Genomic DNA, 24781 nt, shown 5'->3' on the forward strand with positions numbered 1-24781 from the left:
CCTTTGCCATGTCCCCCACTATCGCCGCTACGGCCGCTTTTATCGAAGACAAGTTTGCCGCCGAGGGCTCGGGCCACGACTGGCCGCACATCCGGCGGGTGTGGCAGGTAGCGCGGGCGCTGGCCGCCGGCCAGCCCGGCCTCGACCAGGAGGTGACGGAGCTGGCGGCGCTGCTGCACGACATTGCCGACTGGAAGTTTCACGGCGGCGACTACGAAGCCGGGCCCCGCGCGGCCCGCGCCTGGCTGGCCAGCCAGCAGGTGCCCGAGGCCACCATTGCCCGCGTCGAGCAGGTTATTCGGGAGGTGAGCTTCAAGGGGCTAGGGGTCGAAACGCCCGTGAGCAGCCCCGAGGCCGCCGTGGTGCAGGATGCCGACCGACTCGACGCTATCGGGGCCATTGGCGTGGGGCGGGCCTTTGCCTACGGCGGCCACAAGGGCCGGCCTATGCACGACCCCGCCACGCCGCCCGTCTCGCACCAGGACTTTGCGCAGTACCAGCAAAGCACCGCGCCCACCCTCAACCACTTCTACGAGAAGCTGCTGCACCTCAAAGACCGGCTTAATACCCCCGCCGCCCGCCGGCTGGCCGAGGAGCGCCACCGCTTCATGGAGCAGTTTGTGGCCCAGTTTCTGCGCGAGTGGAACAGTGAAGACGTTCCGACGGCGTAACTGCCCAGGGCGGCCGCCGGGTAGCCCCTAGCGGCAGTTTTTACGGTTCACTACCCATTACCCATTCTTAAAAACGTACTTTTACGCCATGACTAAGGGCGCGCTCACTACGGCCGGCTGGCGCCGGTATTACTTTCTGTTGGTGTTGCTGGCAGGTTTGGTCCTGGCCGGCTGCCGCACGTGCCCCATCGATGCCTGCCACGCCCGCAAGGCCCACTACCACAACGGGGTAAAGTACCGCGCCCGGCCCATCTGGAAGATGCAGTACCCGGCCGTGGGCGAGAAGTACAAGAACCAGCACGACGGCGACAACAAGCGCCGGAAGAGCGACCACAGCAAGCCGCTGAAATAAGCTGGGCGCTAGGGGCTTTTTCCGGAATTACGCTTTTTAACGGGGCCAGGAGCGAGGCAGCCGGCCGCGTCGGGGGATGGACGGGAGCCGGCAATAAGTGGCGCAAACGCTAGGAAAAACGGGTTTTCTGGCGTAAATTGCGCACGCAATAGAAAGTTATGCAGCATGGGTTAAAAGTTATGAGTTGGCCCTGGCTACCTCATTTTCTTGTACAAACTCATGAATCATAACTTTTAACTCATAATTCGAAGCAGATGGCCGAAGGCGAAAAAATAATCCCGATTAACATCGAAGACGAGATGCGCGGGGCCTACATCGACTACTCGATGTCGGTTATCATCTCGCGGGCGCTGCCCGACGTGCGCGACGGCCTCAAGCCCGTGCACCGGCGCGTGCTCTACGGCATGAGCGAGCTAGGGGTGTCTTACACCAAAAGCCACAAGAAATCGGCCCGTATCGTGGGCGAGGTGCTGGGTAAGTACCACCCGCACGGCGACAGCAGCGTGTACGACACCATGGTGCGCATGGCCCAGGACTGGAGCCTGCGCTATCCGCTGGTAGACGGCCAGGGCAACTTCGGCTCGGTCGATGGCGACTCGCCGGCCGCCATGCGCTACACCGAGGCCCGCCTCAAGCGCATTGCCGACGAGCTGCTAGGGGACCTGGACAAGGATACGGTGGACTTCCAGCCCAACTTCGACGATTCGCTCGAAGAGCCCAGCGTGCTGCCCGCCAAGTTTCCGAACCTGCTCGTGAACGGCACCAGCGGCATTGCCGTGGGCATGGCCACTAACATGGCCCCGCATAACCTGACCGAAGTCGTGAACGGCATCGTGGCCTACCTCGACAACGAGGCCATCACGGTCACCGAACTGATGGAGCACATCACGGCGCCCGATTTTCCTACCGGCGGCATCATCTACGGCTACGAGGGCGTGAAGCAGGCCTTCGAAACCGGCCGGGGCCGCATTGTGATGCGGGCCAAGCACCACTTCGAAACCCTGCCCAGCGGCAAGGAGCAGATTATCGTGACCGAGATTCCCTACCAGGTGAACAAGGCCTCGATGATTGAGAAGACGGCCGCGCTCATCAACGACAAGAAAATCGAGGGCATTGCCGCCCTGCGCGACGAGAGCGACCGCGACGGCATGCGCATCGTGTACGAGCTTAAGCGCGACGCCCTGAACACGGTGGTGCTCAACAACCTGTTCAAGTATACCCAGCTGCAATCGTCGTTTGGCGTCAACAACGTGGCCCTGGTCAAAGGCCGCCCGATGACGCTGGGCCTGCGCGACCTTATCAAGTACTTCGTCGAGCACCGCGAGGAAGTGATTGTGCGCCGCACGCGCTACGAGCTGGCCGAAGCCCAGAAGCGGGCCCACATCCTGGAAGGCCTGCTCATCGCCCTCGACCACCTGGATGAGGTAATTAAGCTCATCCGCGACTCGCGCGACCCCGAGGTGGCCCGTGCCGGGCTCATCGAGCGCTTTGCCTTGAGCGAGGTGCAGGCCCGCGCCATCCTGGACATGCGCCTGCAGCGCCTCACCGGCCTGGAGCGCGACAAGCTCGTGGCCGAGTACGAGGAGCTGATGCGCCTCGTGGACCGCCTGAACACCATCCTGGCCTCGCCCGAAGAGCAGCGCGCCCTCATCAAGAGCGAGCTGCTGGAGATGCGCGAGCGCTACGGCGACGCGCGCCGCACGAGCATCAACCAGGCGGGCGGCGACTTCTCGATGGAGGACATGATTGCCGACGAGGCGATGGTGATTACCGTGAGCCGCGAGGGCTACATCAAGCGCACCAGCCTCGACGAGTACCGCACCCAGGGCCGGGGCGGCGTGGGGGCCAGGGGCGCCGGCTCCAAGCAGGACGACTTTACGGAGCACCTGTTCGTGGCCACCACCCACGAGTACCTGCTCATCTTCACCGAGCAGGGCCGCATGTTCTGGCTGCGGGCCTACGAAGTGCCCGAAAGTGCCAAAACCAGCAAGGGCACGCCGCTGCAAAACCTCATCGACAAGCCCAAGGAGGATGCCGTGCGCTCGGTGCTCAACGTGCGCAACCTGCGCTCGCCCGACTACCTGGAAAACACCTTCCTCATGTTCTGCACCGAGAAAGGCACGGTGAAGAAAACCCCGCTCGAAGCGTACTCGCGCCCCCGGGCGGCGGGCATCAACGCCATTACCATCAACGAAGATGACCGCCTGCTCGACGTGCAGCTGCTCAGCGGTAACTCGCAGGTGATTCTGGCCTCGCGCTCGGGCCGGGCCGTGCGCTTCCCCGAAGACAAGGTGCGCCCCATGGGCCGCACGGCCGCCGGGGTGCGCGGCATCACCCTCAATGAGGAGGAGCCCGACGACAAAGTGGTGGGCATGGTATGCATTGCCGAAGACAGTGCCGAAGAGCTGCTGGTGGTGAGCGACCACGGCTACGGCAAGCGCTCGGCGCTGGAAGAGTACCGCATTACCAACCGGGGCGGTAAGGGCGTAAAAGCCATGCAGGTAACGGACAAGACCGGCAAGCTGGTATCCATCCAGGCCGTGACCGATGCCGACGACCTGATGATAATTAACCGCTCAGGCCTCACCATTCGCCTGAGTATGAGCGAGCTGCGTACCATTGGCCGGGCCACGCAGGGTGTGCGCCTGTTTAAGGTGGCGGCCAACGACGAAATCTCGTCGGTAGCCAAAGTAGCCGCCGCCGAGGTCGAAGACCTGGAGCCGCTGGCCGACGAAGCTCTGGCCGGGACCCCGCTGCTAGCCTCCGAAACGAGTTCCCTGGCTGAGGCTGACAATGCCGAAGGGCTCGGCCTGGTGGGCGAAGCTGCGGAAGCCGGCCCCGACGAGCAAGAGTAAGTGTCTGACTAGGAGAGGGGGTGGCCCGCGGTGGCCGCCCCTTTTTTGGCGCCTGCCCGCTAGGGTAGGATTTTAGCAGGCTTTTATAGTAAACCACCCAGGCAAGGCTGCGTACATCCGCCTGGCATCCCGTTTGCCGGGCGGGTGTAGTTTTGTTGTCTCAACCATTTTTCTTTTCCCCTCCCAATGAAAAAATCCTTTCTGACGCTAGCCGCCACTGCTGCCCTGCTGGGCACCGCCGGCCTGGCCACGCCAGTACTGGCCCAGAGCTCCGCCATCACCAACGCCGTTTTGAGCCAGAAGGCCGGCCAGCTGGACAAGGCGCTGGAGAGCATCAACCAGGCCGTAACCAGCGATAAAACCAAGGACAAGGACAAGCCCAAGGCGTGGTTCACGCGGGGCGAGATTTATTACCAGCTGGTAGACCCCAGCACCCAGGCCCTGTTTGCCAAGTACACCAAGGACATGCAGCCGGGTGAGGCCCTGCAAAAGGCCGCCGAGTCGTATAAAAAAGCGCTGGAACTCGATGGCCCGACCGGCGAGTACGGCAAGCAGGTGCCCGGCCGCCTGCAAAATCTGTACGGCCTGGCCTTCAACGCGGGTGTAAAAAACTACAACGACAAGAACTACGACCAGGCCATTGCCAGCTACAAGCTAGCCTCGCAAATGAACCCGGCCGACACTACGGCCGTGCTCTATGGTGCCTACGCCATGTCGGCCAAGCAGGATTATGCCGGGGCCAAAGCCGCTTACAACCAGCTGCTGGCCATGGATGCGTATAAAACCAAGCCGGCGCCGGTAGGGGTATATACCCAATTGTTGCAGATGGCCCGGCAGGATAAAAACGACGCCGAAACCCAAAAGGTGGTGCAGCAGGCGTTGGCCGCGTACCCCAACAACAAAACGTTCCTTATCGAGGACCTTAACCTCTCGATGAGTGGCGGCAACAGTGCCGGGGCGCTGGAGAAAATCAGCAAAGCCATCACGGCTGACCCCAACAACGCTAATCTGTACGCCGTGCGGGGCTCGCTCTACGACGCGCAAAAAAAGAATGACCTGGCGCAGGCCGACTACAAGAAAGCCATCGAACTCGACCCGAATAACTTCGATTCGCAGTTCAACATGGGCATCTATAACTTCAACCAGGCGGCTAACCTCTACACCAAGGCTAGCAAGATGGACCTGAAAACGTACCAGCTAAAAGGCAAGCCGCTGGAAGCACAGGGCAAGAAGTATTTCGAGGCCTCGGTACCATATTTCGAAAAAGCGCTCGAACTCCAGCCCAATGACCCCAGCACGCTCAACGCGCTGCAGAAAGTATATTTCCGCCTTGGGCGAAATGCTGACTCGGAGAAGATGGCCGCCCGCCTGCAGGCGCTGAAGAAGTAGCCATATTGTAGCAGAAATTATAAAAGGCCCGATGCTCACAAGCAGTCGGGCCTTTTAGTTTGTAAGCGTGCCAGCGGGGGCAGGGAGGTAAAGAAAGCGCGCATGGGGTAAAAGCAAATTTAATTTAACATAATATAAATTATAAGACAAATAAATCCGGGGTGTGTCTGTAAGCGTAGTTAGTCTTCGCTTTAGGTGATGGTTTTCTGGATGGTTTTCTGCACGGTGGTCGGAACCTAAGTCTACTGACAAGTAACGTCCGTTAAATGAATCAGAATACTACGTGCTGGATACTACGTGCTGGCGTGGCAATAAAGTACTGGCGGGCAATCCGTATATTCGGCGAGTGCTGGTCTGGGGCAAAAAAAGCCGGCTCCACAGAGCACCGATTCCGATTCTGGTGTCCTGCACTTTGTGTCTGGCCGCGCATCGGTCAGCAGTCGGCAATGGAGAGCGAAGCTTATAAGTAACTGCTACTTGCTACTTAAGTCACACAGCGGCTGGCTGCTATAGGAAGGAAGTTGGTGAACTTTTATTTTAGCGGGTTCTGGGTAACTGAAGTGGCTGGACCTCCCCTAGTATCGATAGTATAAGTACAAACCTCTTGCTGCTAGTGTTAGGTTGGATACAAGTACAAGTCAAAAAGGATAGCTAATACTATAAAGTATAAAAAAGTACAAAGAAATTTATTATTTTTAAACTTTTTTATACTTTATAGTATTAATCACTCTTTTTTGTTTATACTTGCCGTGTTTATACTCCATCTGTACTAATGCCTAAATTAATTGATTACCCCCGCACAAGCTATAGTGGGGCCTGGGAAGTAGCGGAAGTAGTGGATGATACCGGCGGAAAGTGCGCGCTGGAAACTTGTGCCCGCAAGCTAAACCGCAAGGTTAGTGGCTCTTTCAAAGCGATAGTGGGCTCCGCCGTCAAGTTTGGGCTGCTGACCAGCAAGCGCGAAATGCTGACTACTACCACGCTCTTTCGCCGGATTAAGCACGCCTACGACAAGCAGGAAGAACTGCTTTTCCACCGGGAAGCCTTTCTGACGCCCGTCTTATTCACGCAGCTCTGTCGCAAATTCCGCTCCCGGGAGCTGCCGGTAGCCATGCTCGACGTATTGCTGATGCGTGAATTTGGCGTGGAGGAAATAAACGCGCAGGGAGTAGCGAAAGCCTTCGTCGATGGCGCCCATATGGTTGGCCTGCTTGATGAGCACAACATGCTGGCCGATATCGACCAGCTAGCCGCTCAGCAGGGCCCCCGACGCGAATTAGCCAGCCCCCCGCTGGCGGCGAACGTCTTTCGCCAGGTACCCGCCGCAGCCGTGCCCCTCGCCGACGAACCCACCGCTATTGAAACCACCGAATCGGCAGCCCCGGTGGCAGCAGCTGAAGCCAGCGAGCGGATTTCGCAGGCAGCCCCTACTAAGGATAGCGCGGTTAAGGAACAGCGTTCCCCACAGACGGAAATTACCGGCCACCAGCGGCCGGTACCAGTCTCGCGGCCCGCGCCGGCCGCTACCGCCGACGCTATTGCCAACCTGTTTGGCCTAAGCGACGCGCACAGCGTCTCCCCCCCTGCGCCAGCCTCCGCCAAGCTGCCGCCGCAGCCTTCAGCAGCCCCCGTAAACAGCACCCCGACAACTGCCGCAACGATTTCTTTAAAACCCTCCTCTCAATCCGGCAGCTCACCACTCCTGTTCCGCATCGACCTCTCCGGGCCAGGCATCAATACGCAACTCGACGTGACGGAGGCTGAGGACCTCGCCCTAATCAGGGCTTTACTGGATAAAATAGAGCGCCAGCTACGCCGCTGAAACCTACTAACCTGCTTTAAATCAACAGGTTTTGTTTTTGTATATTAATTATGTTAAGTTAATTGACGCGTTAAGCGCTGCCTGTAATCCCTGCCAGCTAGTGCTTGAGTGGCATACCGTACCTACCTTAAAAGCCCGTTCACTGGTAAGCGAACGGGCTTTTAAGGTAGATACGGTATCCCCTTAGTCTGGCAGCGGGCGGCGCTGCCCGCCTTTGATAACCTGGTGGCGCTGGCGCAGCACTGCGAGCAGCTCGTCCAGGGAGGAGCCCGAGGCTTGCAGCAGCACCAGCAGGTGATACAGCAAATCGGCGGCCTCGCCGGGCAGACCGGCCCGGTTGCCAGCCATGGCATCAATAACGGTTTCGACGGCCTCCTCCCCTACTTTTTGGGCAATCCGGGCGAGCCCCTTCTCGAAGAGGCGCACCGTGTACGAGCCGGGTTCCTTTTCGGGGTGCTGCTGGCGGTGGGCAATCAGCTGGTCGAGTTCGGCCAGAAAACCCACGGCGGGCGCTGGCAGCGCGCCCGGCTCGTCCGCCTCACCGGGCAGGGCCTCAAAGCAACTGGTGGTGCCCCGGTGGCAGGTTGGCCCATCGGGGCGGGCCAGCACGAGCACCGTATCCTGGTCGCAGTCTACGTGCAGGCTCACCACCTGCAGGTAGTGGCCGCTGGTTTCGCCTTTGGTCCAGAGGCGCTGCTTGGAGCGGGAAAAGAACGTAACCCGACCCTCGGCCTGGGTACGCTGCCAGGCTTCGGCATTGAAGTAGCCCAGCATGAGCACTTGCCCGGTGGCGGCATCCTGCACCACGGCGGGCACCAGCTGGTCGGGCATTTTTTGAAAGTCTAACGTCATAATCGAAATAGAAGCGGGCTAGGCCCGCGCCGGGAGGGAAAGAAGGCCCGATAAATACGCCCCTTAAGCGGGCTGCGCGGGCTTGGGTTGCAGTAGGTCCCAGCGGTTGCCGTAGAGGTCCTCAAACACGGCCACCGTGGCGTAGGCTTCCTCACGGGGTGTTTCGAGAAAGTGCACCCCCAGAGCCTGCATGGCGTGGTAATCGCGCCAGAAATCGTCGGTCGTCAGAAATAAGAACACCCGGCCGCCCGTCTGGTTGCCCACCCGGCTCAGCTGCTCGGGGCCCTCGGCCCGGGCTAGCAGCAGGGCACTGCCCCCGGCGGGGCCGGGCGGGACCACCAGCACCCAGCGCCGGCCCCCGCCCAGGGGCGTGTCGGCCACTACCCGGAAGCCGAGCTGCCGGGTATAAAAGGCGAGCGCTTCGTCATAATCGCGCACCACCAGGGCGACGTGAGCAAGCTGTTGCTGCATGATATAAGAGATATTGAGCTTAACGCGTGGCTGGAAGATGCTACGCCTACCCTAGCCTACCGGCCGCATGGCCACGCCTTCAGCCAGCAGATAGTTTTTGAGGCCAGCCACCGATAAGTCGCCGAAGTGAAAGACGCTGGCCGCCAGGGCGGCGTCGGCCCCGCCGGGCTGCAGCACGTCGCGAAAATGCGGGGCCGCCCCGGCCCCGCCCGAGGCAATAACGGGTACGCCCACGGCGGCGGCCACCGCGCTGGTCAGGCCCAGGGCGTAGCCGTCGCGCGTACCGTCGTGGCTCATGCTCGTGAGCAGGATTTCGCCCGCCCCGCGCGCGGCGGCCTCGCGGCACCAGGCCACGGCCTCGCGGCCGGCAGGGCGCCGGCCGCCGTGGGTGAATACTTCCCAGGCTTCGGCGGCGGGGTCGTGCCCGGCAGGGCTAGCGGCCGGGTCGTTGGTTTGGCGGGCATCGACGGCCACCACGATGGCCTGCGAGCCGAAGCGCCGGGCCAGCTCGTCAATCAGGCCGGGCTCGCGCAGCACGGAAGAGTTGAGGCTGACCTTATCGGCCCCGCTCAGCAGCAGCGCCTCCACATCGGCCACGGCCCCGATGCCCCCGCCCACGGTAAAGGGGATGTTGACCTCGCGGGCCACGTTGCGCACCAGTTCGATGAGGGTGCGGCGCTTCTCCACGGTGGCCGTAATGTCGAGCAGCACCAGCTCGTCGATGCCCTCCTGGGCGTAGCGCGCAGCCAGGGCCACCGGGTCGCCGGCGTCGCGCAGGTTCACAAAGTTGGTCCCCTTCACGGTGCGGCCGTTCTGCACGTCGAGGCAGGCAATGAGGCGTTTGGTAAGCATAGCAGGAAATTAACGTAAAATCATAAGCCGCGGGGCGGGCTAGGTACTCTGGCTAGCCTATTCAGGTAAGCGTAGCAAGCCCGGTAAGGTGGGGCACTACTTCCGCCAGCGGCTCCAGGCTGGTAAGCTCCGCCACGTGCGGTAGCAACCGGGCCGCCCCAAAGCGGTTCAGCCACACCGGCCGGATGCCCACGGCCAGGGCCCCGAGCACATCGGCCTGCCAGTTGTCGCCCACCATCACGGTTTGGGCGGGGCTGGCCTGCAGGCGCGCCAGCGCCACGTGGTAAATAGCCGGGTCGGGCTTGAGCACGCCCACGTCTTCCGACGTAATGAGCGCATCCACCAGGCTGGTCATTTCCAGAAAACGCAGCTTTTCCTGCTGCTCGGCCGTGCGGTTATTCGTGACGATGCCAAGCTTAACCAGCGGCTTGAGGCGTTGCAGCAGGGCTAGCGCCCCCGCCACGGGCTGGCGCAGCCGCTGGTAGTGGCCGTAGTGCTGCGCGGCCAGCTGCGCCAGGGCCGCGGCCGACACGGGCGGCTCGTAGGGCGCCAGCAGCTGCCGAAAGCGCTGCTCCCGCGCCGCCTGGTACGTCAGCTGACCGCTCATCACGCGCGGGTGCATCTCCTCCAGCAAGTCGCTGTAGCGCTGGTATAGCTCCGCAAGCGGCACGCCCCGCAGCGTGGGCCGGCCCGCCGCCGTGGCGGCCAGCGCCGCCCGCGCCGTGGCCGCGTGGTCGAACAGGGTGTCGTCGAGGTCGAAGAGCACGGTTGTCACCGGAACTGCTGGAACTGCTGGGAATGTGGCAGGCATTTTAGCTAGCGGGTTAGGCCTCTTTTGCCAATTCGGCCCGCAGCTGCGGCTCCGTAATAGTACGCTCGTAAATGGCCTTGCCAATGATGGCCCCCGCCAGGCCCAGCTCGCGCAGCGCCGCCACGTCGGCCACCGTCGTTACGCCGCCGCTGGCCACGAACTGCGCCGCCGCAAACTGCTGCCGCAATGCGGTGTAGGTATCCGTGGCGGGGCCCTGCAGCTGGCCGTCGCGGCTCACATCGGTGCAGATGAAGGTGGTGGCGCCCGCGGCCAGCCAGGCCCCGACAAAGCCGGTGAGCGTCTGGTCCGACTGCTCGGTCCAGGCGCTCACGGCAATGTGCTCGCCCTTGAAATCGGCCCCGATGATGATGCGGTCGGCCCCAAAGCGGGCCAGCCACTCCCCCACCAGCGCCGGCTCGCGGGCCGCGATGCTGCCCGCCGTGAGCTGCGCCGCGCCGGCCGCAAACGCCGCCTCAGCCGAAGCCGTGGTTTGGATGCCGCCCCCAAAGTCGATGTGCAGCCCGGTGTGCCGGGCCAGGCGCTCGAGCACCGGCAGCTGGCGCGGCGCGCGGGCGCGGGCCCCATCCAGGTCAACCAGGTGCAGGCGCGTGGCCCCCAGCTGCTCGAAGTACTGGGCCTGGGCCAGCGGGTCGGCGGCGTAGGTGGTCTGGCGGGCAAAGTCGCCGCCCGTCAGGCGAACGCACGAACCATTAATCAGGTCAATAGCGGGTATTATATCCATTTGAGAAATATGCAAACGCCAACTGCATTACCGGCACTTGCACCATTTGTTAAATTTTTAAGTCAGGTCGGCAGTGAGAAAGTTTTTGAGAATCTGCTCGCCCACCGGGCCGCTCTTCTCCACGTGAAACTGCACGCCGTAGAAGTTGCGGTAGCGCACGCCGGCGCTGAACGGCTGGCTGGCCGGGTAGCTGGCCTGGGCAATGGTGTAATCGCCCACCGGCGCGTAGTAGCTGTGCACGAAGTACACGTAGTCGGCCGCCGTGGGCAGCAGCGCCGGGGCGGGCCCTTGGGTCGAGTCCGGCTGGGGGCTCGGGCTGGCCGAAAGGCTGCCCAGGCCCGCGAAAAGAGGCGTTTGCAGGTCGTGCAGGTTGTTCCAGCCCATGTGGGGCACTTTGTGCGCCGCGTCGGGCGGCGTGAAGCGCACCACGTCGAAGGGCAGCATGCCCAGCAGCTCGGTGCCACCGGCCGGCCCTTCGGCACTGTGGCGGCCTAGCAGCTGCATGCCCAGGCAAATGCCCAGAAACGGCTGCGTAAGCGTGGGTAGCACCTTATCCAAGCCGGCGGCGCGCAACGCCCGCATGGCCGAGCTGGCCTCGCCCTCGCCCGGAAACAGCACCCGGTCGGCTGCCCGAATTACGGCGGGGTCCGCCGTGAGGGTGGCATTCATGCCCAGCCGCTCCAGGGCAAAAAGCACCGATTGCACGTTGCCCCCCTGGTAGTCGATAACGGCGATGTCCATGTTAAAACATTTGGTTAATCAGGCAACTTTTCCAAGTTTACCCAAATGATAAATACAGCTTACAGGATTCCTTTCGTGCTGGGAATCACGTGCTGGCCGGCCGGGTCGCGCACCAGGGCCATTTTAATGGACTTGGCCACGGCCTTGAAAATCGCCTCGATTTTATGGTGCTCGTTGTCACCCGAACAGGTAATGTTGAGGTTGCAGCGGGCCGCGTCGGAGAAGCTTTTGAAGAAATGGTAAAACAGCTCGGTCGGCACGTCGCCCACCCGCTCGCGCTTAAACTCCGCCTCCCACACCAGCCAGGGCCGGCCCGAAAAGTCGATGGCGGCCTGGGCCAGCGCGTCGTCCATGGGCAGCAGGAAGCCATAGCGGTTCACGCCGCGTTTATCACCAAGGGCTTCGTTGTAGGCTGCGCCAATGGCGATGGCCGTGTCTTCCACCGTGTGGTGCTCGTCGATGTGCAAATCGCCGTGGGTGCGCACGTAGAGGTCGCAGCCGCTGTGCTTGCCCAGTTGGTCAAGCATGTGGTCGAAGAACCCCAGCCCGGTCTGGCAGTCGGTGTGGCCGGTGCCGTCGAGGTTGAGGATAATTTCGATGCGCGTCTCGTTGGTGTTGCGCATCACGTGGGCCTTGCGCGGCGGGCGGCGCAGGTGCTCGTACACCCGGGCCCAGTCGGTGGTGCTGAGCGCGGCGCGCTCGTCGGCCTCGGCGTGCAGCAGGATGGCCTGGCAGCCCAGGTTCTCGGCCAGCTGCACATCAGTTAGCCGGTCGCCAATCACGTAGGAGTGCTTCAGGTCGTAGCCCTGGACCGGGTCGAGGTAGCGCGTGAGCAGCGCCGTGCCGGGCTTGCGCGTCGGGGCCGGGTCATGGGCAAAGCTGCGGTCGATGAGAATCTCGGCGAACTCAACCCCCTCCCCTTTCAGGATGTCCAGCATTTTTTGCTGGTAGGGCCAGAAGGTAGCCTCGGGGTAGCTGTCGGTGCCGAGGCCATCCTGGTTGGTCACCATGACAAGCTCGTACTCGCCGTCGCGGGCTAGCTGGGCCAGGGCCGTAATGGCGCCGGGCACGAAGTCGAATTTATGCCAGGCATCAATCTGGAAGTCAATCGGCGGCTCGATGAGGATGGTGCCGTCGCGGTCAATGAATAATACCTTTTTCATCGCAGATTCAAACGGATTTTACAGATTTAACGGATACGCCCGCCTACAGCGGGCTGGCTCTGCAAGCGCGGAGGGATAGCAGCCATTACTGAACTCGCTAGCCGGCCGCCCCAAACGCCCGCAGCGCGGCCACCAGGGCCGCGTTCTCGGCGGCCGAGCCCACGGTCAGGCGCAGGGTGCCGGCCAGACTGGCCTGGCTGGGGCGGCGCACCACAATACCCTGGGCCAGCAGGTGCTGGTACACCGCGCCCGCATCGGGCCGGAAGCGGGTGAGCAGGAAGTTGGCGTCGGACGGAAAAATATAATCCACGATGGGCAGTTCCGCCAGGGCGGCCTGCAGCGTAGCGCGGCCTTGCAGCAGCTCCTGGCGCATGGCCTCGAAGCGACCGGTGTCGGCGAGCGCGGCCAAGGCCAGGCGCTGAGTATTTTCCGACACGTTGTAGGGCATTTTGATGCGGTTGAGGTAGGCAATCACCTCCGGCGAGCCGAAGGCCATGCCCAGGCGAATGCCCGCTAGCCCCCAGGCTTTGGAGAAGGTTTGTAGCACCACCAGGTTGGCAAACTCGGGCAGGCGCGATATCCAGCTGGGCTGGTCGGCAAAGTCGCCATACGCTTCGTCCACCACCACCAGGCCCGGGAAGCCGCGCAAAATCCGCTCGATGTCGGCGGCGCGCAGCAGGTTGCCGGTAGGGTTGTTGGGCGAGCACAAAAAAGCAATTTTGGCCGGCGACGCGCTAATCTGCGCGATGGCGTCTTCGCTGAGCTGAAAATCGGCGTCGAGCGGCACGCGCTCCAGCGCTACGTCGTTGAGGGCGGCGGCCACCTCGTACATGCCGAAGGTGGGCGGCGTGCTCAGGATGCTATCCTGGCCGGGGCGGGCTACGAGGCGCACCAGCAGGTCGATGACCTCATCCGAGCCGTTGCTGAGAAATACCTGCTCAGGCGTTACGCCCTTCAGAGGGGCTAGCGCTGCCTTCACGGCGCGCTGGTGCGGGTCGGGGTAGCGGTTGAACGCGGCGGGGCCGGCGCTGCCCAGGCTGTTTTCGTTGGCGTCGAGCATGACCCGGGCCTCGCCCTGAAACTCGTCGCGGGCCGAAGAATACGGCTTCATCGTCCGCACGTTGGGGCGAATGAGGGAATCTAGATTGAAGAACATAGCAAAATTGCGTCCGTCAGGCGGCGCTTGCCGAAGCATCCTGGCCGCTTAGTTGGGTAACCCTAGCGGCGCGAACAAGCTGCTTCAGCAAGCTCCGCCTGACGGTCTATTTTAAATTAAATGATTCCAAAGCTTCGCGGCGCAGCGCCACGGCGTGAGCGTGGGCGCGCAGGCCCTCGGCCTCGGCCATGGGCTCCACTACCGGGGCTAGCGCGAGCAGGCCGGCGGGGGCGAGCTGCTGGAAGGTAATTTTCTTGTAAAACGAATCGAGCGATACCCCGCTGTAGGCCCGGGCGTAGCCCCCGGTGGGCAGCGTGTGGTTGGTGCCGGAGGCGTAATCGCCCACCGCCTCGGGCGTAAGGTAGCCCATGAAGACCGAGCCCGCGTTGTAGATATCAGCGGCCAGGGCCTCGGGCGCGGCCACGGCCAGGATAAGGTGCTCGGGGGCGTACTGGTTGCTGAACTCGAGCATGGCAGGCACGTCGGGCAGCAGCAGGGCGCGGCTTTCGGCCAGGGCCTGGCGGGCAATCCCGGCGCGGGGCAGCAGCGGCAGCTGCCGCTCCAGCTCGGCCAGCACGCCCGTCAGGATGTCTTCTGAATCAGTCAGCAACACCACCTGCGAGTCGGGGCCGTGCTCGGCCTGCGAGAGCAAATCGGCCGCCACGAAGGCGGGGTTGGCGCTGGCATCGGCAATCACCAGCACTTCGCTCGGGCCGGCGGGCATGTCGATGGCCACGCCGCGCTGGGCGGCCAGCTGCTTGGCGGCCGTCACGTAGCGGTTGCCGGGGCCGAAAATCTTATCCACGGCCGGCACCGAGGCCGTGCCCACGGTAAGGGCGGCCACGGCCTGCGCCCCGCCCGCTTTGATAATCGTGGTCAGCCCCAGCTCCTGGGCAGCGAAAAGGATAGCCGGCGCAATGGCGCCCGTGCCCCGGCCGGGCGGCGTGCACAGCACAATCTCGCGGCAGCCCGCCAGCCTGGCCGGAATACCCAGCATCAACAAGGTCGAAAACAAGGGCGCCGAGCCGCCCGGCACGTACAGCCCCACCCGCGGCACGGCCACGCTGCGGCGCCAGCAGCGCACGCCGGGCATGGTTTCGACTTCGGCCTCCACGGCGGCGGGGCGCTGGGCGGCGTGGAAAAGGGTGATATTCTGAATGGCCTGGCGGATGGCCGCTTGCAGCGCGGCCGGCACCTGGGCGGCGCCTTCGGCCAGCTCCTCGGCGCTCACGCGCAGGCTAGCCAGCGCGGGCACGCCGTCGAGCTGGGCGGCGTACTGGTGCAGGGCCTCGTCGCCGCGCCGGGCCACGTCGTCGAAAATCTCGCCGGCGCGGGCCAGCACGGCGGCGTTGCTCTCGGCCAGCGGGCGCAGCTGCAGCGCGGGCCACTGGCTAGGGTCGGGATTGCGAAAAATTTGCATGGCAACAAGCGTTGGTCATGCTGAGCTTGTTGAAGCATCCTGGCCGCGTCGCTAGGGTTACTACTCCTAACGACGCAGGCGAGAGGCTTCGATAAGCTCAGCATGACGTTCTTTTTAAGTATCTACCCGACCCGCTTCTCAATCGGGAGCACCAGAATGCCTTCGGCCCCAATGGCCTGCAGCTCGCCGGCAATGTGCCAGAACTTGTCTTCCTCCACCACCGACTGCACCGACACCCAGCCGTCCTCGGCCAGGGGCGTGACGGTGGGCGACTTGATGCCGGGCAGCAGCGCCTTAACCGCATCGAGGGCGGCTAGCGGGGCGTTGAGCACAATGTACTTCGAGCGCTGGGCCCGGCGCACGGCCTGCATCCGAAAGCGCAGCTGGTCGAGCAGCGCCTGCTTGTCGGCGCTCAGGCTGGGGGCGGCAATGAGGGCGGCCTCCGAGCGAAAAATGGTTTCCACCTCGCGCAGGCCGTTGCCGAGCAGCGTCGAGCCGCTGCTCACGATGTCGCAGATGGCCTCGGCCAGCCCAATGCTGGGCGCAATCTCGACCGAGCCCGAAATGGTATGCAGGTGGGCCCGCACGCCCTGGCCGGCCAGGTAGTCGCCGAGCAGCTTGGGGTACGACGTGGCAATGCTTTTGCCCTGCAAGTCGGCCACCGAATTGTAGTCGGCGCCGCGCGGCACGGCCAAACTCAGGCGGCACTTGCTGAAGCCCAGGGTTTCGACTTCGAGGGCGGCGCAGCCGGCTTCCACCAGCACGTTCTGGCCCACGATGCCCAGGTCGGCTACGCCGTCCTGCACGTAGCCCGGAATATCGTCGTCGCGCAGGTAGAGGATTTCGAGCGGGAAGTTGCTGGCCTCGACCTTGAGCTTATAGGAAGACGAAACGAAGCTGATGCCGCACTCGCGGATGAGCTGAAGGGAGTCCTCCGAGAGACGGCCGGACTTTTGAATGGCTAAACGCAGCATGAGAGAGAAAGCGCCGCCGGCCCGGCAGCGGGCCGGCGGCAAGAGTGAACGAGGCCCCGGCTAGCCCTTGGCTGCCCGGAAGCTTCTTCGGTAAATACCCAAACGAAGAAAAAGTTGTGGTCCGGCCCGGGCCGGGCGGTGGTGGAGACGCGAGCGGCTGGCACCAGTAGGCTACAAGGTAGCGGCCAGCCCGGTTGCCCGGTCTCCTACAGATGGTGGTGGTGATGCTGCGGCGCCGCCCCTAGCGGCGGCGTAGCCCGCCAGGCAGCCGCTAGCCCCAAAGCGGGGGCCGGCAGCGCGGGGCTGAAGGCAGATGTGAGGCAGCAAACGGGGGTCATCGTGGGGCAAAGGTAGGCCGGCGGCCCGAATTTCAAAGCCCTCTTACGCAAAAGCCGCGTCCACGGCTAGCCCCTCGCCGGTAATGGTAGCGAGCCGGGTGGGGCTGGCCGTTGCTTTTCAGCGCCCGGCCAGCAGCTGCCCAATGGCGGCCGCCGCCAGCTGCGGGTAGAAATAATGCGCAAAATGGTCGCCGGGCAGCTCCACATACGGCTCATCGGGTGGGCGCACCACGGTATCGGCGCGGGCGTGCAGGCGCAAATCGGGCGCGGTACCAAGCGGCGGCACCGGGGCAAACAGCACCCCTAGCTGCTGGGCCACGTAGCGGCGGCGCCAGCGCCCCATGCCCCCGATGAGCTGCGCGTGCAAGGCGCGCGACTCGTCGTGGCGGTAGCGGCGGCGGAAATACTCGTTCAGCCAGCGGTTTTGCACTAGGCCCAGGCGGGCGTAGATGCCTAGCAGGCGCGGGCTGCGAATGCGGGACACAATCTTGGCCTGGTCGGTAAACGAGCTGAGCAGAATGGCCGTGGCCCCGGTTTGCTCCTTGATATGGGCGGCAATCCAGCCGCCCATCGAATGGCCGATGAGCACATCGGCGGGCCCGATATGGTAGCGCGCCACCAGGTACCGGGCCAGGCTCCCCACATTGACCGGGCCCGCCGGGCGCCAGGCCGCAAACTCCTCGGCCAGCTCCAGCGCAATAACTTCGGCAAAGGGCGGCAGCAGCGGCCGCAAGGGGTCGAAAATGGTGCGGTCTTCGGTATAGCCGTGGAGCAGCAGCAGGCGTTTCATGCGAAAGAATGGCTAGCGCCGCGCCCGTGAGCGGTTTTTACCGGCGGCCCGGGGCAAAAACCCCGCGGCGGGCTATAGGTTCCTGGCTCCGGCACCGGACAAACTCTATTGGGTGGCGCCCCTACGGGCCGACGAATGCCCTGGCCCGGCTAGCGTAAGCGGTCTTGAACCAAAACGTTGCGCCCCCACGTATATTTGCACAGCCCGGCGATAGGCCGGGCTTAAAAACAACGGCCGCCCCTGGCGGCGCGGCCGTTGCCAACTTAGTGCAGCCAGTGGGCTACCGCCGTAGCGGCAGTACCACTCGCTACGATGCCAATAAGCCAGCGAACTAGCTTACTGGACATGCGGAGCTTGAACAGTACTTCAAACTCCGACTTCGCGCTGTCCTTTTTCATCTTGCTCAGAAGTAAAGGGTTGTGCGAAAACCCCCACACTTCTCGAAGCCCGGTCTGTTCCTAGCAGCCGGGCTTCTCTTTTTAACAAGAGTAGCCGTTGGGCTGGGGGACGTACCTAACGCGAGGTACGGGCAAAGATACCGCCCGGCTAGCCCCTACTACCACCTAGCGCAGCCTAGAACCGCGCTATCGCCCGCAGGTTCACTACGCGCTGCGAGAGGTAGGTGGGCACGGCGTAGGTGCGGCCGTTCACGTCCTGCAGGTAGCTGTAGCCCGACACGTTATTGGCCCCCAGGATGTTGAGAATCTCCAGGCTCAGCCACAGGCTTTCGAAGGAATACGGGTGGGGTTTGGGCGTGGCGCGCAGGCTCAGCACTTTCGAGAAGCCAATATCGACGCGCTGGTAGGCGCTGGTGGCGTTGGTCTGGCGGTCTTGCAGCCGGCCGGGCGCACTGAAGGGCAGCCCGGTACCAAACACGAGGTTCACATAGCCCCGCACCGAGGGGTTATCGGGCAGGTGGTCCTGGAAGAAGATGCTGGCCGTGAGGCGCTGGTCCTGCGGCCGGCGGATGTAGCCGAGCGTTTCGTAGCCGGTGCGTTTGCCGTTGGCGTCGTAGGTGGCGGTGGTGTCGCCCTTCTCCTGGGTGCCGAGCAAGCCCAGGCTCAGCCACGACTCCACGCCCTTCACAAACTCACCGCTCAGGCGCGTTTCGAAGCCGGCCGCGTAGGCCGTGGCCTGGTTGGTAGCGTAGTAGCGCAGGCGCACGTTGTCGACCTCGTAGGGAATAACGTCGGTGAGGTACTTGTAATAGGCCTCCGTGTTGAGGCGAAAGGGCCGGTTCATCAGCTGCAGCTCTACCTGGCGGCCCACCACGAAGTGCAGCGATTTCTGGGCCCGCAGCTCGGGGTTGAGCTGGCCCTGCATGTTGCGCAGCTCGCGGTAAAAGGGCGGCTGGGCGTACACGCCGGCCGCCAGCTTCCAGCTGCGCTCGGGGTGGCGGCGGTCGCGCGCGGCAAACTGCACGCGCGGGCTGAGCACGAGCTGCTGGTTCTCGGTCCAGTAGTGGGCCCGCAGGCCGTAGGTCAGCGTTTTGAGCGAGTCGATTTGCCAGGTGTGCTGCACGTAGCCCTGGGTGCGAGTGCTGAGCAGGCTCAAGTCGGCGGCGAGGCGGGTGCGGCGGGCATCGGGCACATAGTCGGCCGAGTCGGCAAAGCTGTACTCATCGAGCTGGTCGTGAATGCTTTCGCGGCCCATCTTCACGCCAAAGCGCACGGTGTGCGCCCCGAGCGGGTCGCCGCCGGGGTTCCAGCGGCCGCGCAGCTCGGCCGTGTACACGCGGGCCGTGAGGTCGTTGCGGGCGTGGTTGAAGCTGGAGCCGATATTGCGCTGGCGCACCGCTTGGTTGAAATCGGGGCTGGTGGGGTCGCGGTTGACGTCGGCAAAGGTGTAGGCCGCCTCCACGTCTCTGAACTCAAACTCGCGGGTGCTCAGCGCCGAGGCCAGCAGGTCAACTTGCAGGCCGGGGTGGAAATTATGTCGCAAATCGAGGCCCGCCTGGTAGGTATCGTACTGCATGCGCTCGCGCCCGTCGTAGTAGATATTGACCCTGGCCACCTGGTTGACGGCCGTCGAAAACGATACCTGCCCGGTCTGGGGCACGAAGCGGTAGTCGTTGTGCGCCACCACGCCCAAGATGCCCAGGCTGGTTTTCTGCATATTCTCCTTGTTGCCCAGCCCGATATTCACGTAGGCCTGGCCGTCGTAAAAGGTCGGGTTGTACTGGCCCTGGTTCTGTTTAAGGGCGTTGAAGACGTACTGCGCATTCTTGTAGCGCACGCCGGCCAGGTAGCTCACGCGGCCGCCGGCCGAGCGCGCCTCGGCGTGCGCGGCCCCGCCCACGAGGCTGGCCGTGACCGAGGCCGCAAATTTCTCGGGCTCCTTGTACTGGATATCGAGCACCGACGAGAGCTTGTCGCCGTACTTGGGCTGCCAGCCGCCGGTGCTAAAATCGACGCGCTGCACTAAATCGGGGTTGATGAAGCTCAGGCCCTCCTGCTGCGCCTGCGTAACGAGGAACGGCCGGTACACCTCGAAGCCGTTGACGTAGAGCAGGTTCTCGTCGTAGTTGCCGCCGCGCACGTTGTAGGTGCTCGTCAGCTCGTTGTTGCTTACCACGCCGGGCAGCGTTTTGAGAATGGCGTTGAAATCGCCGAAGGGCGAGGGCAGCACCTTGGCCGTTTGGGGGTCGAGCTGCACCAGGCTGGCCTGCTCGCGGGTGTCGGCGCCGGCGGCGCGGGCACGCACATTTACGCTACCCAAGGCCTTGGTATCGACTTGCAGGGCTAGCCGCAGGGGCTGGCCGGCCGCCTCGGGCAGGCGCAGCGGCTGGCGCAGCGGCTGGTAGCCTAGCCGGCGGGCCACCAGCACCGCCGGCCCGCTCAGGGGCCGCAGCAGGCGTAGCGTGAAGTTGCCCTGCGCATCGGTAGTAGCGCCGCCGGGCTGGCCTTCGAGGCCTACTACCACCAGTTCCAGGGGCTGGCCCTGGGCATCGCGCACGGTGCCGCTGAGCACCGTGGTTTGAGCAGCGGCGAGTGGCGTAGGCGCCTGCTGGGCCAGCACGGGCGCGGCCACCGGCAGGCTGCTTAGTAGGATAACAAGAGGTAAAGGCTTCAACGCAGAGGCAGCAGAAAAAACGGTTCCGTAAAGCTACGCAGGGGCTGGCCGGCCGCGCGGCGGTTGGCTTTCTCAACTGGCTAGGCCAGGCTTTGCGTATGCTCCGGCTTACTTTTTTGCGGCTTGCTCCTGCTCTTGCCCCGCTTCGCGCAACAATTTCCGCAGGCCGGCCAGGGTGGCCACCGGCCCGCCCGGCGATTTGAACACGAAGCTGCCGGCCACCAGCACGTCGGCCCCGGCCTGCACCAGGGCGGCGGCGTTGGCCTGGCTCACGCCGCCATCGACCTCGATGAGGGCCCCGGAGCCACTGTCGAGCAGCAGCTCTTTCACCTCCGCTACCTTCTGCAAGGTGTGCGGAATGAAGGTTTGGCCCCCAAAGCCGGGGTTGACAGACATCACCAGCACCAGGTCGAGGTCGGCGGCAATGTCCGCGAGCAGGCTAGCCGGGGTGGCGGGGTTCAGGGCCACGCCGGCGGTGCAGCCCAGGCTTTTAATCTGCTCCACCACGCGGTGCAGGTGCGGGCAGGCCTCGTAGTGCACGGTCATATGCGTAGCGCCGGCGTCGCGGAAGGCCGCCAGGTAGTCCTGGGGCCGCTCTATCATCAGGTGCACGTCGATGGGCTGCTTGGCGTGGGGTCGCAGGGCTTCCAGAATGGGCAGGCCGAAGGAGATGTTGGGCACGAAGCGGCCGTCCATCACGTCAAAGTGCAGCCAGTCGGCCTCGGCGGTGGCCAGCCGCTCGGCGGTGGCCTGGATGTTGGCCAGGTCGCTGGCCAGCAGCGAGGGGGCTAGCAGCGGCTCGCGGCGGGCGGCCGGGCGGGGAAAATCGGGCAGGGAATGGCTCATCAAGGCAAAAGTACGGCGGGCTGCGGCTGATGAGGGGGCTAGCTAAAACCTATCTGTCCTTGCGCGCGCGGCAACGCGGAGCGCGGCAATCTTTCCTTCACGCTAAGAGTACTTCTGCAACGAAAAAGGAAGGATTGCCGCGCTCGCCAGAACAGATTCTATTTAACTAGTATTCACCTACTTGCCCGTTACCTTAAACTCGGTGCGTCGGTTGAGCTGGCGGCCGCCGGCGGTGGTGTTGGGCGCCACGGGGCGGGTGTCGCCATAGCCGGCGGCCGCCAGGCGGGCGGCGGCTACGCCGTGCTGGGTCAGGTAGCTCACCACGGCCTGGGCGCGGCGCTGGCTCAGGTCCTGGTTGGCAGCGGGGCGGCCCACGTTGTCGGTGTGGCCGGCCATTTCGAGCTTGAGGGCGGGCTGGTCGGTAAGCAGCTTGAGCAGGCGCTCGAGTTCGGCGGTGCTTTCGGGGCGCAGGGTGGCCTTGCCGGTGTCGAAGAAAATATTGTTCAGCACAATCACCACGCCCACTTCCAGCTTCTTGAGCGGAATGTCTTTCACCACCTCGGCGTAGGCGGCTTCGGCGGGCAGGTCGAAGTTTTCGGAATGGAATAAATACCCTTCCTGCCGCACCACAATGCCGTAGTTGAGGCCCGAGGGCAAACTCACTAGGTACTTGCCCGAGGTGGCGTTGCTGTGAAAGGTGGCGATGGGCTGGCCGGTTTTGTTGTCAATCAGGTCAACGGTGGCTTCCAGCGGCTGGCGGGTGGCGGCGTCGGTCACGGTGCCTTTGAGAATGGTGACCTGGGCCGTAGCCACCGCTACCGGCGGGGCGAGCAGCGTCTGGGGCTGCGGGGCCAGGCGCGAGGCCAGCAGCTGGCTTTCCTCGCTGAGCACGGGCGGCTTTTCGGGGCCCAGGAAGGTGATGCGGTAGAGGTCCTTGCCCCCCAGCCCACCCGGCCGCTCGGCGGCGTAGTAGCCGTGGCGGCCCGAGGCCGAGGTCACGAAAAACACGTCGTCATCGGGCGTATTAATGGGCCAGCCCAGGTTTTCGGGCTCGCCCCACTTGCCGTTGGCAAAGGTCGATTTAAAAATGTCGTAGCCGCCCATCGAGTTGTGGCCCTCCGAGGAGAAATACAGCGTTTTGCCGTCAGGCATCAAAAACACGGCCTCCTCGCCGTAGGGCGTGTTGAGGACGGGCCCCAGGTTTTCGGCCGGGGCGCGCCCGTCGATTTCCACCTTGTAAATGTCGCGCCCGCCGCGCCCGCCCTCGGGCTTGTCGCTCACGAAGTACAGGTAGCGGCCATCGGGCGAGTAGGCCGCCGACGACTCGTGGTATCTGGAGTTGATGCGGCTGCCCAGGCGCTGGGGCTTGCCCCAGGCCGTGCCCTTGAGGGTGGTTTCTTCGAGGTCGCCGCCATTGGCGTCGGCGTACACGAGCAGGCGCTGGCCGTCGGGGGCTAGCCCCACGGTGGCGTCGTGGCCGTCGCCGTTCACGGGCGCGCCCAGATTGGTGGCCGGGGCCCAGCCCGGGGTTTTGCCCAGCCAGGTGGTCTGGTAAATATCCTCGTAGTAGCTGTCGCCGTCGGGGTCTTTGGGCGCGTTGGCCCGGGCGGGGCGGCGCGAGGTAAAGAGCAGCGCCGTTTCATCGGCCGATACCACGGGGCCATATTCCGAATACGCCGAGTTGACCTGCGGGCCGGCGTTGTCGATGAACACGCGGGCGGGGTGCTTCTGCAGCTCCTGGCCGTTGCGGCACTCGCGCACGCGGCGGGCCAGGTCCTCGGCCGTCACCACGAGCGGGTCGCCCTCGGCTTTGCGGCCGCCCGCCAGGGGGCCGGCCAGTTGGTATTCCTTGATGGCCTCGGCCCACTTGGCGTTCAGGTGCAGGGCGCGGGCCAGCAGGTAGTGAGTGCGCGCCTCGGCGGCGGGCGCCAGCTGCTGGGCCCGCTGCAGGTAGCTCAGGGCCTGGGCCTTGGTGCCCGAGTGCAGGTAGCAATCGCCGATTTTAACGTTCAGCTCGGCATTGTTGGGGTTAAACTCCTGGGCCGCCAGGTAGTGCGGCAGCGCCAGCGCGTAGCGCGGCGGCTCGGCGCGGTAGGCCTCGTCGCCGGCCTTCAATTCGCGCTGCGCCTCCTTCAGCCCCTGCTTGTCCTCGCTGAATTTCTCTTTCGTAAACTCCACGCTCTGGGCCTGGGCCGAAACAGCCAGCAGGCCCCCCGCCACAACCAGCCCGGCAACCTTCCGCATCGTTGGTATCTTATCCATACTACTCGACTAACTACTCCCCTAGCAACTATTTAGCAACTTCCTATTTAGCGGTCGGCACTTCGGCCGCGTCGCCGGCGCAGCCGGCGGCCGCGGCGTAGCGGTTGCCCTCGGCGCGGCCCAGGGCGGCGGCCTGGCGCCAGTCCTGGCAGGCCTCGTCGGCCTGGCGCAGCATTTCGCGGGCGTGGCCCCGGTTGAGGTAGGCCTCGGCGTACTGCGGGCTGAGGCGCAGGGCCTCGGTGGCATCGGCGGCGGCCTTGGCATACTGCGTCAGCTTCAGCTCGGCGGCGGCGCGGTTGTTCCAGGCGTAGGCATACTTGGGGTCGAGGGCCAGGGCGCGGTCGAAATCGGCCACGGCGCCGGCGTAGTCCTTGTTTTCGAAGCGGGCGTTGCCCCGGTTGGTGAAGGCCAGCGGGTTGTCGGATTTCTGGGCCAGGTAGGCATCGTAATCATGCAGGGCCTCGGGCAGCTGGCCAAGGCGGCGCTCGGCGGCCGCGCGGTTGAGCAGCGCCGGCAGCAGCGTGGGCTGCAAGGCCAGCGCCCTGGTATAGTCGGGCACGGCCTCGGCGTAGTGGCCTAGCCGCAGTTGGGTGCTGGCGCGGTCGTGGTAGGCATAGGCCGCGGTAGGGTCAGCTTTTATGGCCCCGTCGAAGTCGGTGAGGGCGGCCTCGTACTCCCCTTTTTCGAAGCGCAGCACGCCCCGGTTGTACCAGGCCGGCGCGTAGGCGGGGTTGGCCTTGAGGGCCTCGCCGTAGTCGGCTTCGGCCTCGGGGGCGCGGCCGGCGGCCTCGCGCACCTGGCCGCGGCCAAAGTAGTGGGCGTAGACGCCGGGCTCTAGCTTCAGCGCTTGGTCGTAGTCGGCCTCGGCGGCGGGGTAGTCTTTGAGGGCTAGCCGGGTGGCGGCGCGGTTGGCGTAGGCGGGCGCAAAATCGGGCCTAGCGGCCAGCGCCTGGCCGAAGCTGGCGAGCGCGGCCGCATAGTTCTGGGCCTGGTAGCTGGCCAGGCCGGCGTTGTAGGCTTTTTCGGCCAGCTGCGGGCCGGGCAAGGTGCTGGCCCGCACAGTATCGACCTGGGCCCGCGCGGGCGCGGCGGCCAGCAGGCTCGCCAGACTGATTCCCAGTCCCCACCTTAGCAGCGTAGTAGTTCGCAACATAAACAGCCGGCTCGCAAAACCGCCCGCACGGGGCAGCTTGGCGAAGGTA

At 64.2% G+C, this 24781-nt stretch carries 21 protein-coding genes; 5 read left to right on the forward strand and 16 right to left on the reverse strand.

Annotated elements, in window-relative coordinates; genetic code table 11:
- Window positions 1-8 precede the first annotated feature (8 nt).
- From Q5H89_RS13085 to Q5H89_RS13105, 5 genes are all read left to right on the forward strand, one after another.
- Window positions 9-671 carry an HD domain-containing protein gene (locus Q5H89_RS13085; RefSeq protein ID WP_305019772.1) on the forward strand — a complete coding sequence of 221 codons (663 nt, stop codon included), beginning with the start codon at window positions 9-11 and terminating at the stop codon, window positions 669-671.
- 88 nt (window positions 672-759) lie between these two features.
- Window positions 760-1023, forward strand: a complete 264-nt coding sequence (locus tag Q5H89_RS13090) for a hypothetical protein (protein ID WP_305019773.1) — start codon at window positions 760-762, stop codon at window positions 1021-1023.
- A gap of 254 nt (window positions 1024-1277) precedes the next feature.
- Window positions 1278-3878: a DNA gyrase subunit A gene (gene gyrA / locus Q5H89_RS13095; protein ID WP_305019774.1), complete on the forward strand. Its 2601-nt coding sequence runs from the start codon at window positions 1278-1280 to the stop codon at window positions 3876-3878.
- 186 nt (window positions 3879-4064) lie between these two features.
- A complete protein-coding gene (locus Q5H89_RS13100; protein WP_305019775.1) occupies window positions 4065-5267 on the forward strand; it encodes a tetratricopeptide repeat protein in 1203 nt (400 codons plus the stop codon).
- Window positions 5268-6102: 835 nt separating this feature from the next.
- Window positions 6103-7089 carry a hypothetical protein gene (locus tag Q5H89_RS13105; protein WP_305019776.1) on the forward strand — a complete coding sequence of 329 codons (987 nt, stop codon included), beginning with the start codon at window positions 6103-6105 and terminating at the stop codon, window positions 7087-7089.
- A 183-nt stretch (window positions 7090-7272) separates the two neighbouring features.
- Here the strand turns inward: Q5H89_RS13105 and hisIE are convergent, their stop codons facing one another.
- The 16 genes from hisIE to Q5H89_RS13185 all read right to left on the reverse strand — a co-directional run bounded on the left by hisIE (window position 7273) and on the right by Q5H89_RS13185 (window position 24732).
- Entirely contained in the window at window positions 7273-7941 is a 669-nt protein-coding gene (hisIE, locus tag Q5H89_RS13110) for a bifunctional phosphoribosyl-AMP cyclohydrolase/phosphoribosyl-ATP diphosphatase HisIE (RefSeq protein ID WP_305019777.1), read from the reverse strand.
- Window positions 7942-8004: 63 nt separating this feature from the next.
- Window positions 8005-8412: a VOC family protein gene (locus Q5H89_RS13115; protein WP_305019778.1), complete on the reverse strand. Its 408-nt coding sequence runs from the start codon at window positions 8410-8412 to the stop codon at window positions 8005-8007.
- Between the two features lie 51 nt (window positions 8413-8463).
- Entirely contained in the window at window positions 8464-9264 is an 801-nt protein-coding gene (hisF, locus tag Q5H89_RS13120; RefSeq protein WP_305019779.1) for an imidazole glycerol phosphate synthase subunit HisF, read from the reverse strand.
- Between the two features lie 61 nt (window positions 9265-9325).
- Window positions 9326-10039 (reverse strand): HAD family hydrolase, encoded by a 714-nt coding sequence (locus Q5H89_RS13125; RefSeq protein ID WP_305019780.1) that lies wholly within the window; start codon window positions 10037-10039, stop codon window positions 9326-9328.
- Between the two features lie 49 nt (window positions 10040-10088).
- Window positions 10089-10817, reverse strand: a complete 729-nt coding sequence (locus Q5H89_RS13130) for a 1-(5-phosphoribosyl)-5-[(5-phosphoribosylamino)methylideneamino]imidazole-4-carboxamide isomerase (protein ID WP_305019781.1) — start codon at window positions 10815-10817, stop codon at window positions 10089-10091.
- 57 nt (window positions 10818-10874) lie between these two features.
- Window positions 10875-11558 carry an imidazole glycerol phosphate synthase subunit HisH gene (hisH, locus tag Q5H89_RS13135; RefSeq protein ID WP_305019783.1) on the reverse strand — a complete coding sequence of 228 codons (684 nt, stop codon included), beginning with the start codon at window positions 11556-11558 and terminating at the stop codon, window positions 10875-10877.
- A 59-nt stretch (window positions 11559-11617) separates the two neighbouring features.
- Window positions 11618-12721 (reverse strand): bifunctional histidinol-phosphatase/imidazoleglycerol-phosphate dehydratase HisB, encoded by a 1104-nt coding sequence (hisB, locus tag Q5H89_RS13140; protein ID WP_305019784.1) that lies wholly within the window; start codon window positions 12719-12721, stop codon window positions 11618-11620.
- Window positions 12722-12818: 97 nt separating this feature from the next.
- Entirely contained in the window at window positions 12819-13877 is a 1059-nt protein-coding gene (hisC, locus tag Q5H89_RS13145; RefSeq protein ID WP_305019785.1) for a histidinol-phosphate transaminase, read from the reverse strand.
- A 106-nt stretch (window positions 13878-13983) separates the two neighbouring features.
- Complete coding sequence (hisD, locus tag Q5H89_RS13150) at window positions 13984-15297, reverse strand: histidinol dehydrogenase (RefSeq protein ID WP_305019786.1); 1314 nt, start codon at window positions 15295-15297, stop codon at window positions 13984-13986.
- Between the two features lie 122 nt (window positions 15298-15419).
- On the reverse strand, window positions 15420-16271 hold the full coding sequence (gene hisG, locus Q5H89_RS13155) for an ATP phosphoribosyltransferase (RefSeq protein WP_305019787.1): 852 nt from the start codon (window positions 16269-16271) through the stop codon (window positions 15420-15422).
- Window positions 16272-16477: 206 nt separating this feature from the next.
- Window positions 16478-16609, reverse strand: a complete 132-nt coding sequence (locus tag Q5H89_RS13160) for a hypothetical protein (protein WP_305019788.1) — start codon at window positions 16607-16609, stop codon at window positions 16478-16480.
- A 118-nt stretch (window positions 16610-16727) separates the two neighbouring features.
- The gene (locus Q5H89_RS13165; RefSeq protein ID WP_305019789.1) at window positions 16728-17399 is read right to left on the reverse strand and encodes an alpha/beta fold hydrolase; all 672 of its coding nucleotides are present in this window, start codon (window positions 17397-17399) and stop codon (window positions 16728-16730) included.
- A 573-nt stretch (window positions 17400-17972) separates the two neighbouring features.
- Complete coding sequence (locus Q5H89_RS13170; protein WP_305019790.1) at window positions 17973-20471, reverse strand: TonB-dependent receptor; 2499 nt, start codon at window positions 20469-20471, stop codon at window positions 17973-17975.
- A gap of 108 nt (window positions 20472-20579) precedes the next feature.
- Entirely contained in the window at window positions 20580-21317 is a 738-nt protein-coding gene (gene rpe / locus Q5H89_RS13175; protein ID WP_305019791.1) for a ribulose-phosphate 3-epimerase, read from the reverse strand.
- A 177-nt stretch (window positions 21318-21494) separates the two neighbouring features.
- Complete coding sequence (locus Q5H89_RS13180; RefSeq protein ID WP_305019792.1) at window positions 21495-23579, reverse strand: OmpA family protein; 2085 nt, start codon at window positions 23577-23579, stop codon at window positions 21495-21497.
- A 43-nt stretch (window positions 23580-23622) separates the two neighbouring features.
- Entirely contained in the window at window positions 23623-24732 is a 1110-nt protein-coding gene (locus Q5H89_RS13185; protein WP_305019793.1) for a tetratricopeptide repeat protein, read from the reverse strand.
- Between the last annotated feature and the right edge of the window lie 49 nt (window positions 24733-24781).

This window comes from Hymenobacter cheonanensis (assembly GCF_030581075.1).
Classification (GTDB): domain Bacteria; phylum Bacteroidota; class Bacteroidia; order Cytophagales; family Hymenobacteraceae; genus Hymenobacter.

What these genes read in the sequence shown, in the direction of transcription:
- Q5H89_RS13130 (WP_305019781.1), bottom strand. Translation starts at nt 10,817, where the DNA reads ATGGATATAATACCCGCTATTGACCTGATTAATGGTTCGTGCGTTCGC.
- hisF (WP_305019779.1), bottom strand. Translation starts at nt 9,264, where the DNA reads ATGCTTACCAAACGCCTCATTGCCTGCCTCGACGTGCAGAACGGCCGC.
- Q5H89_RS13115 (WP_305019778.1), bottom strand. Translation starts at nt 8,412, where the DNA reads ATGCAGCAACAGCTTGCTCACGTCGCCCTGGTGGTGCGCGATTATGAC.
- Q5H89_RS13165 (WP_305019789.1), bottom strand. Translation starts at nt 17,399, where the DNA reads ATGAAACGCCTGCTGCTGCTCCACGGCTATACCGAAGACCGCACCATT.
- hisIE (WP_305019777.1), bottom strand. Translation starts at nt 7,941, where the DNA reads ATGACGTTAGACTTTCAAAAAATGCCCGACCAGCTGGTGCCCGCCGTG.
- gyrA (WP_305019774.1), top strand. Translation starts at nt 1,278, where the DNA reads ATGGCCGAAGGCGAAAAAATAATCCCGATTAACATCGAAGACGAGATG.
- hisD (WP_305019786.1), bottom strand. Translation starts at nt 15,297, where the DNA reads ATGCAAATTTTTCGCAATCCCGACCCTAGCCAGTGGCCCGCGCTGCAG.
- hisH (WP_305019783.1), bottom strand. Translation starts at nt 11,558, where the DNA reads ATGGACATCGCCGTTATCGACTACCAGGGGGGCAACGTGCAATCGGTG.
- Q5H89_RS13090 (WP_305019773.1), top strand. Translation starts at nt 760, where the DNA reads ATGACTAAGGGCGCGCTCACTACGGCCGGCTGGCGCCGGTATTACTTT.
- Q5H89_RS13180 (WP_305019792.1), bottom strand. Translation starts at nt 23,579, where the DNA reads ATGGATAAGATACCAACGATGCGGAAGGTTGCCGGGCTGGTTGTGGCG.
- Q5H89_RS13100 (WP_305019775.1), top strand. Translation starts at nt 4,065, where the DNA reads ATGAAAAAATCCTTTCTGACGCTAGCCGCCACTGCTGCCCTGCTGGGC.
- hisG (WP_305019787.1), bottom strand. Translation starts at nt 16,271, where the DNA reads ATGCTGCGTTTAGCCATTCAAAAGTCCGGCCGTCTCTCGGAGGACTCC.
- Q5H89_RS13085 (WP_305019772.1), top strand. Translation starts at nt 9, where the DNA reads ATGTCCCCCACTATCGCCGCTACGGCCGCTTTTATCGAAGACAAGTTT.
- hisC (WP_305019785.1), bottom strand. Translation starts at nt 13,877, where the DNA reads ATGTTCTTCAATCTAGATTCCCTCATTCGCCCCAACGTGCGGACGATG.
- hisB (WP_305019784.1), bottom strand. Translation starts at nt 12,721, where the DNA reads ATGAAAAAGGTATTATTCATTGACCGCGACGGCACCATCCTCATCGAG.
- Q5H89_RS13160 (WP_305019788.1), bottom strand. Translation starts at nt 16,609, where the DNA reads ATGACCCCCGTTTGCTGCCTCACATCTGCCTTCAGCCCCGCGCTGCCG.
- rpe (WP_305019791.1), bottom strand. Translation starts at nt 21,317, where the DNA reads ATGAGCCATTCCCTGCCCGATTTTCCCCGCCCGGCCGCCCGCCGCGAG.
- Q5H89_RS13185 (WP_305019793.1), bottom strand. Translation starts at nt 24,732, where the DNA reads ATGTTGCGAACTACTACGCTGCTAAGGTGGGGACTGGGAATCAGTCTG.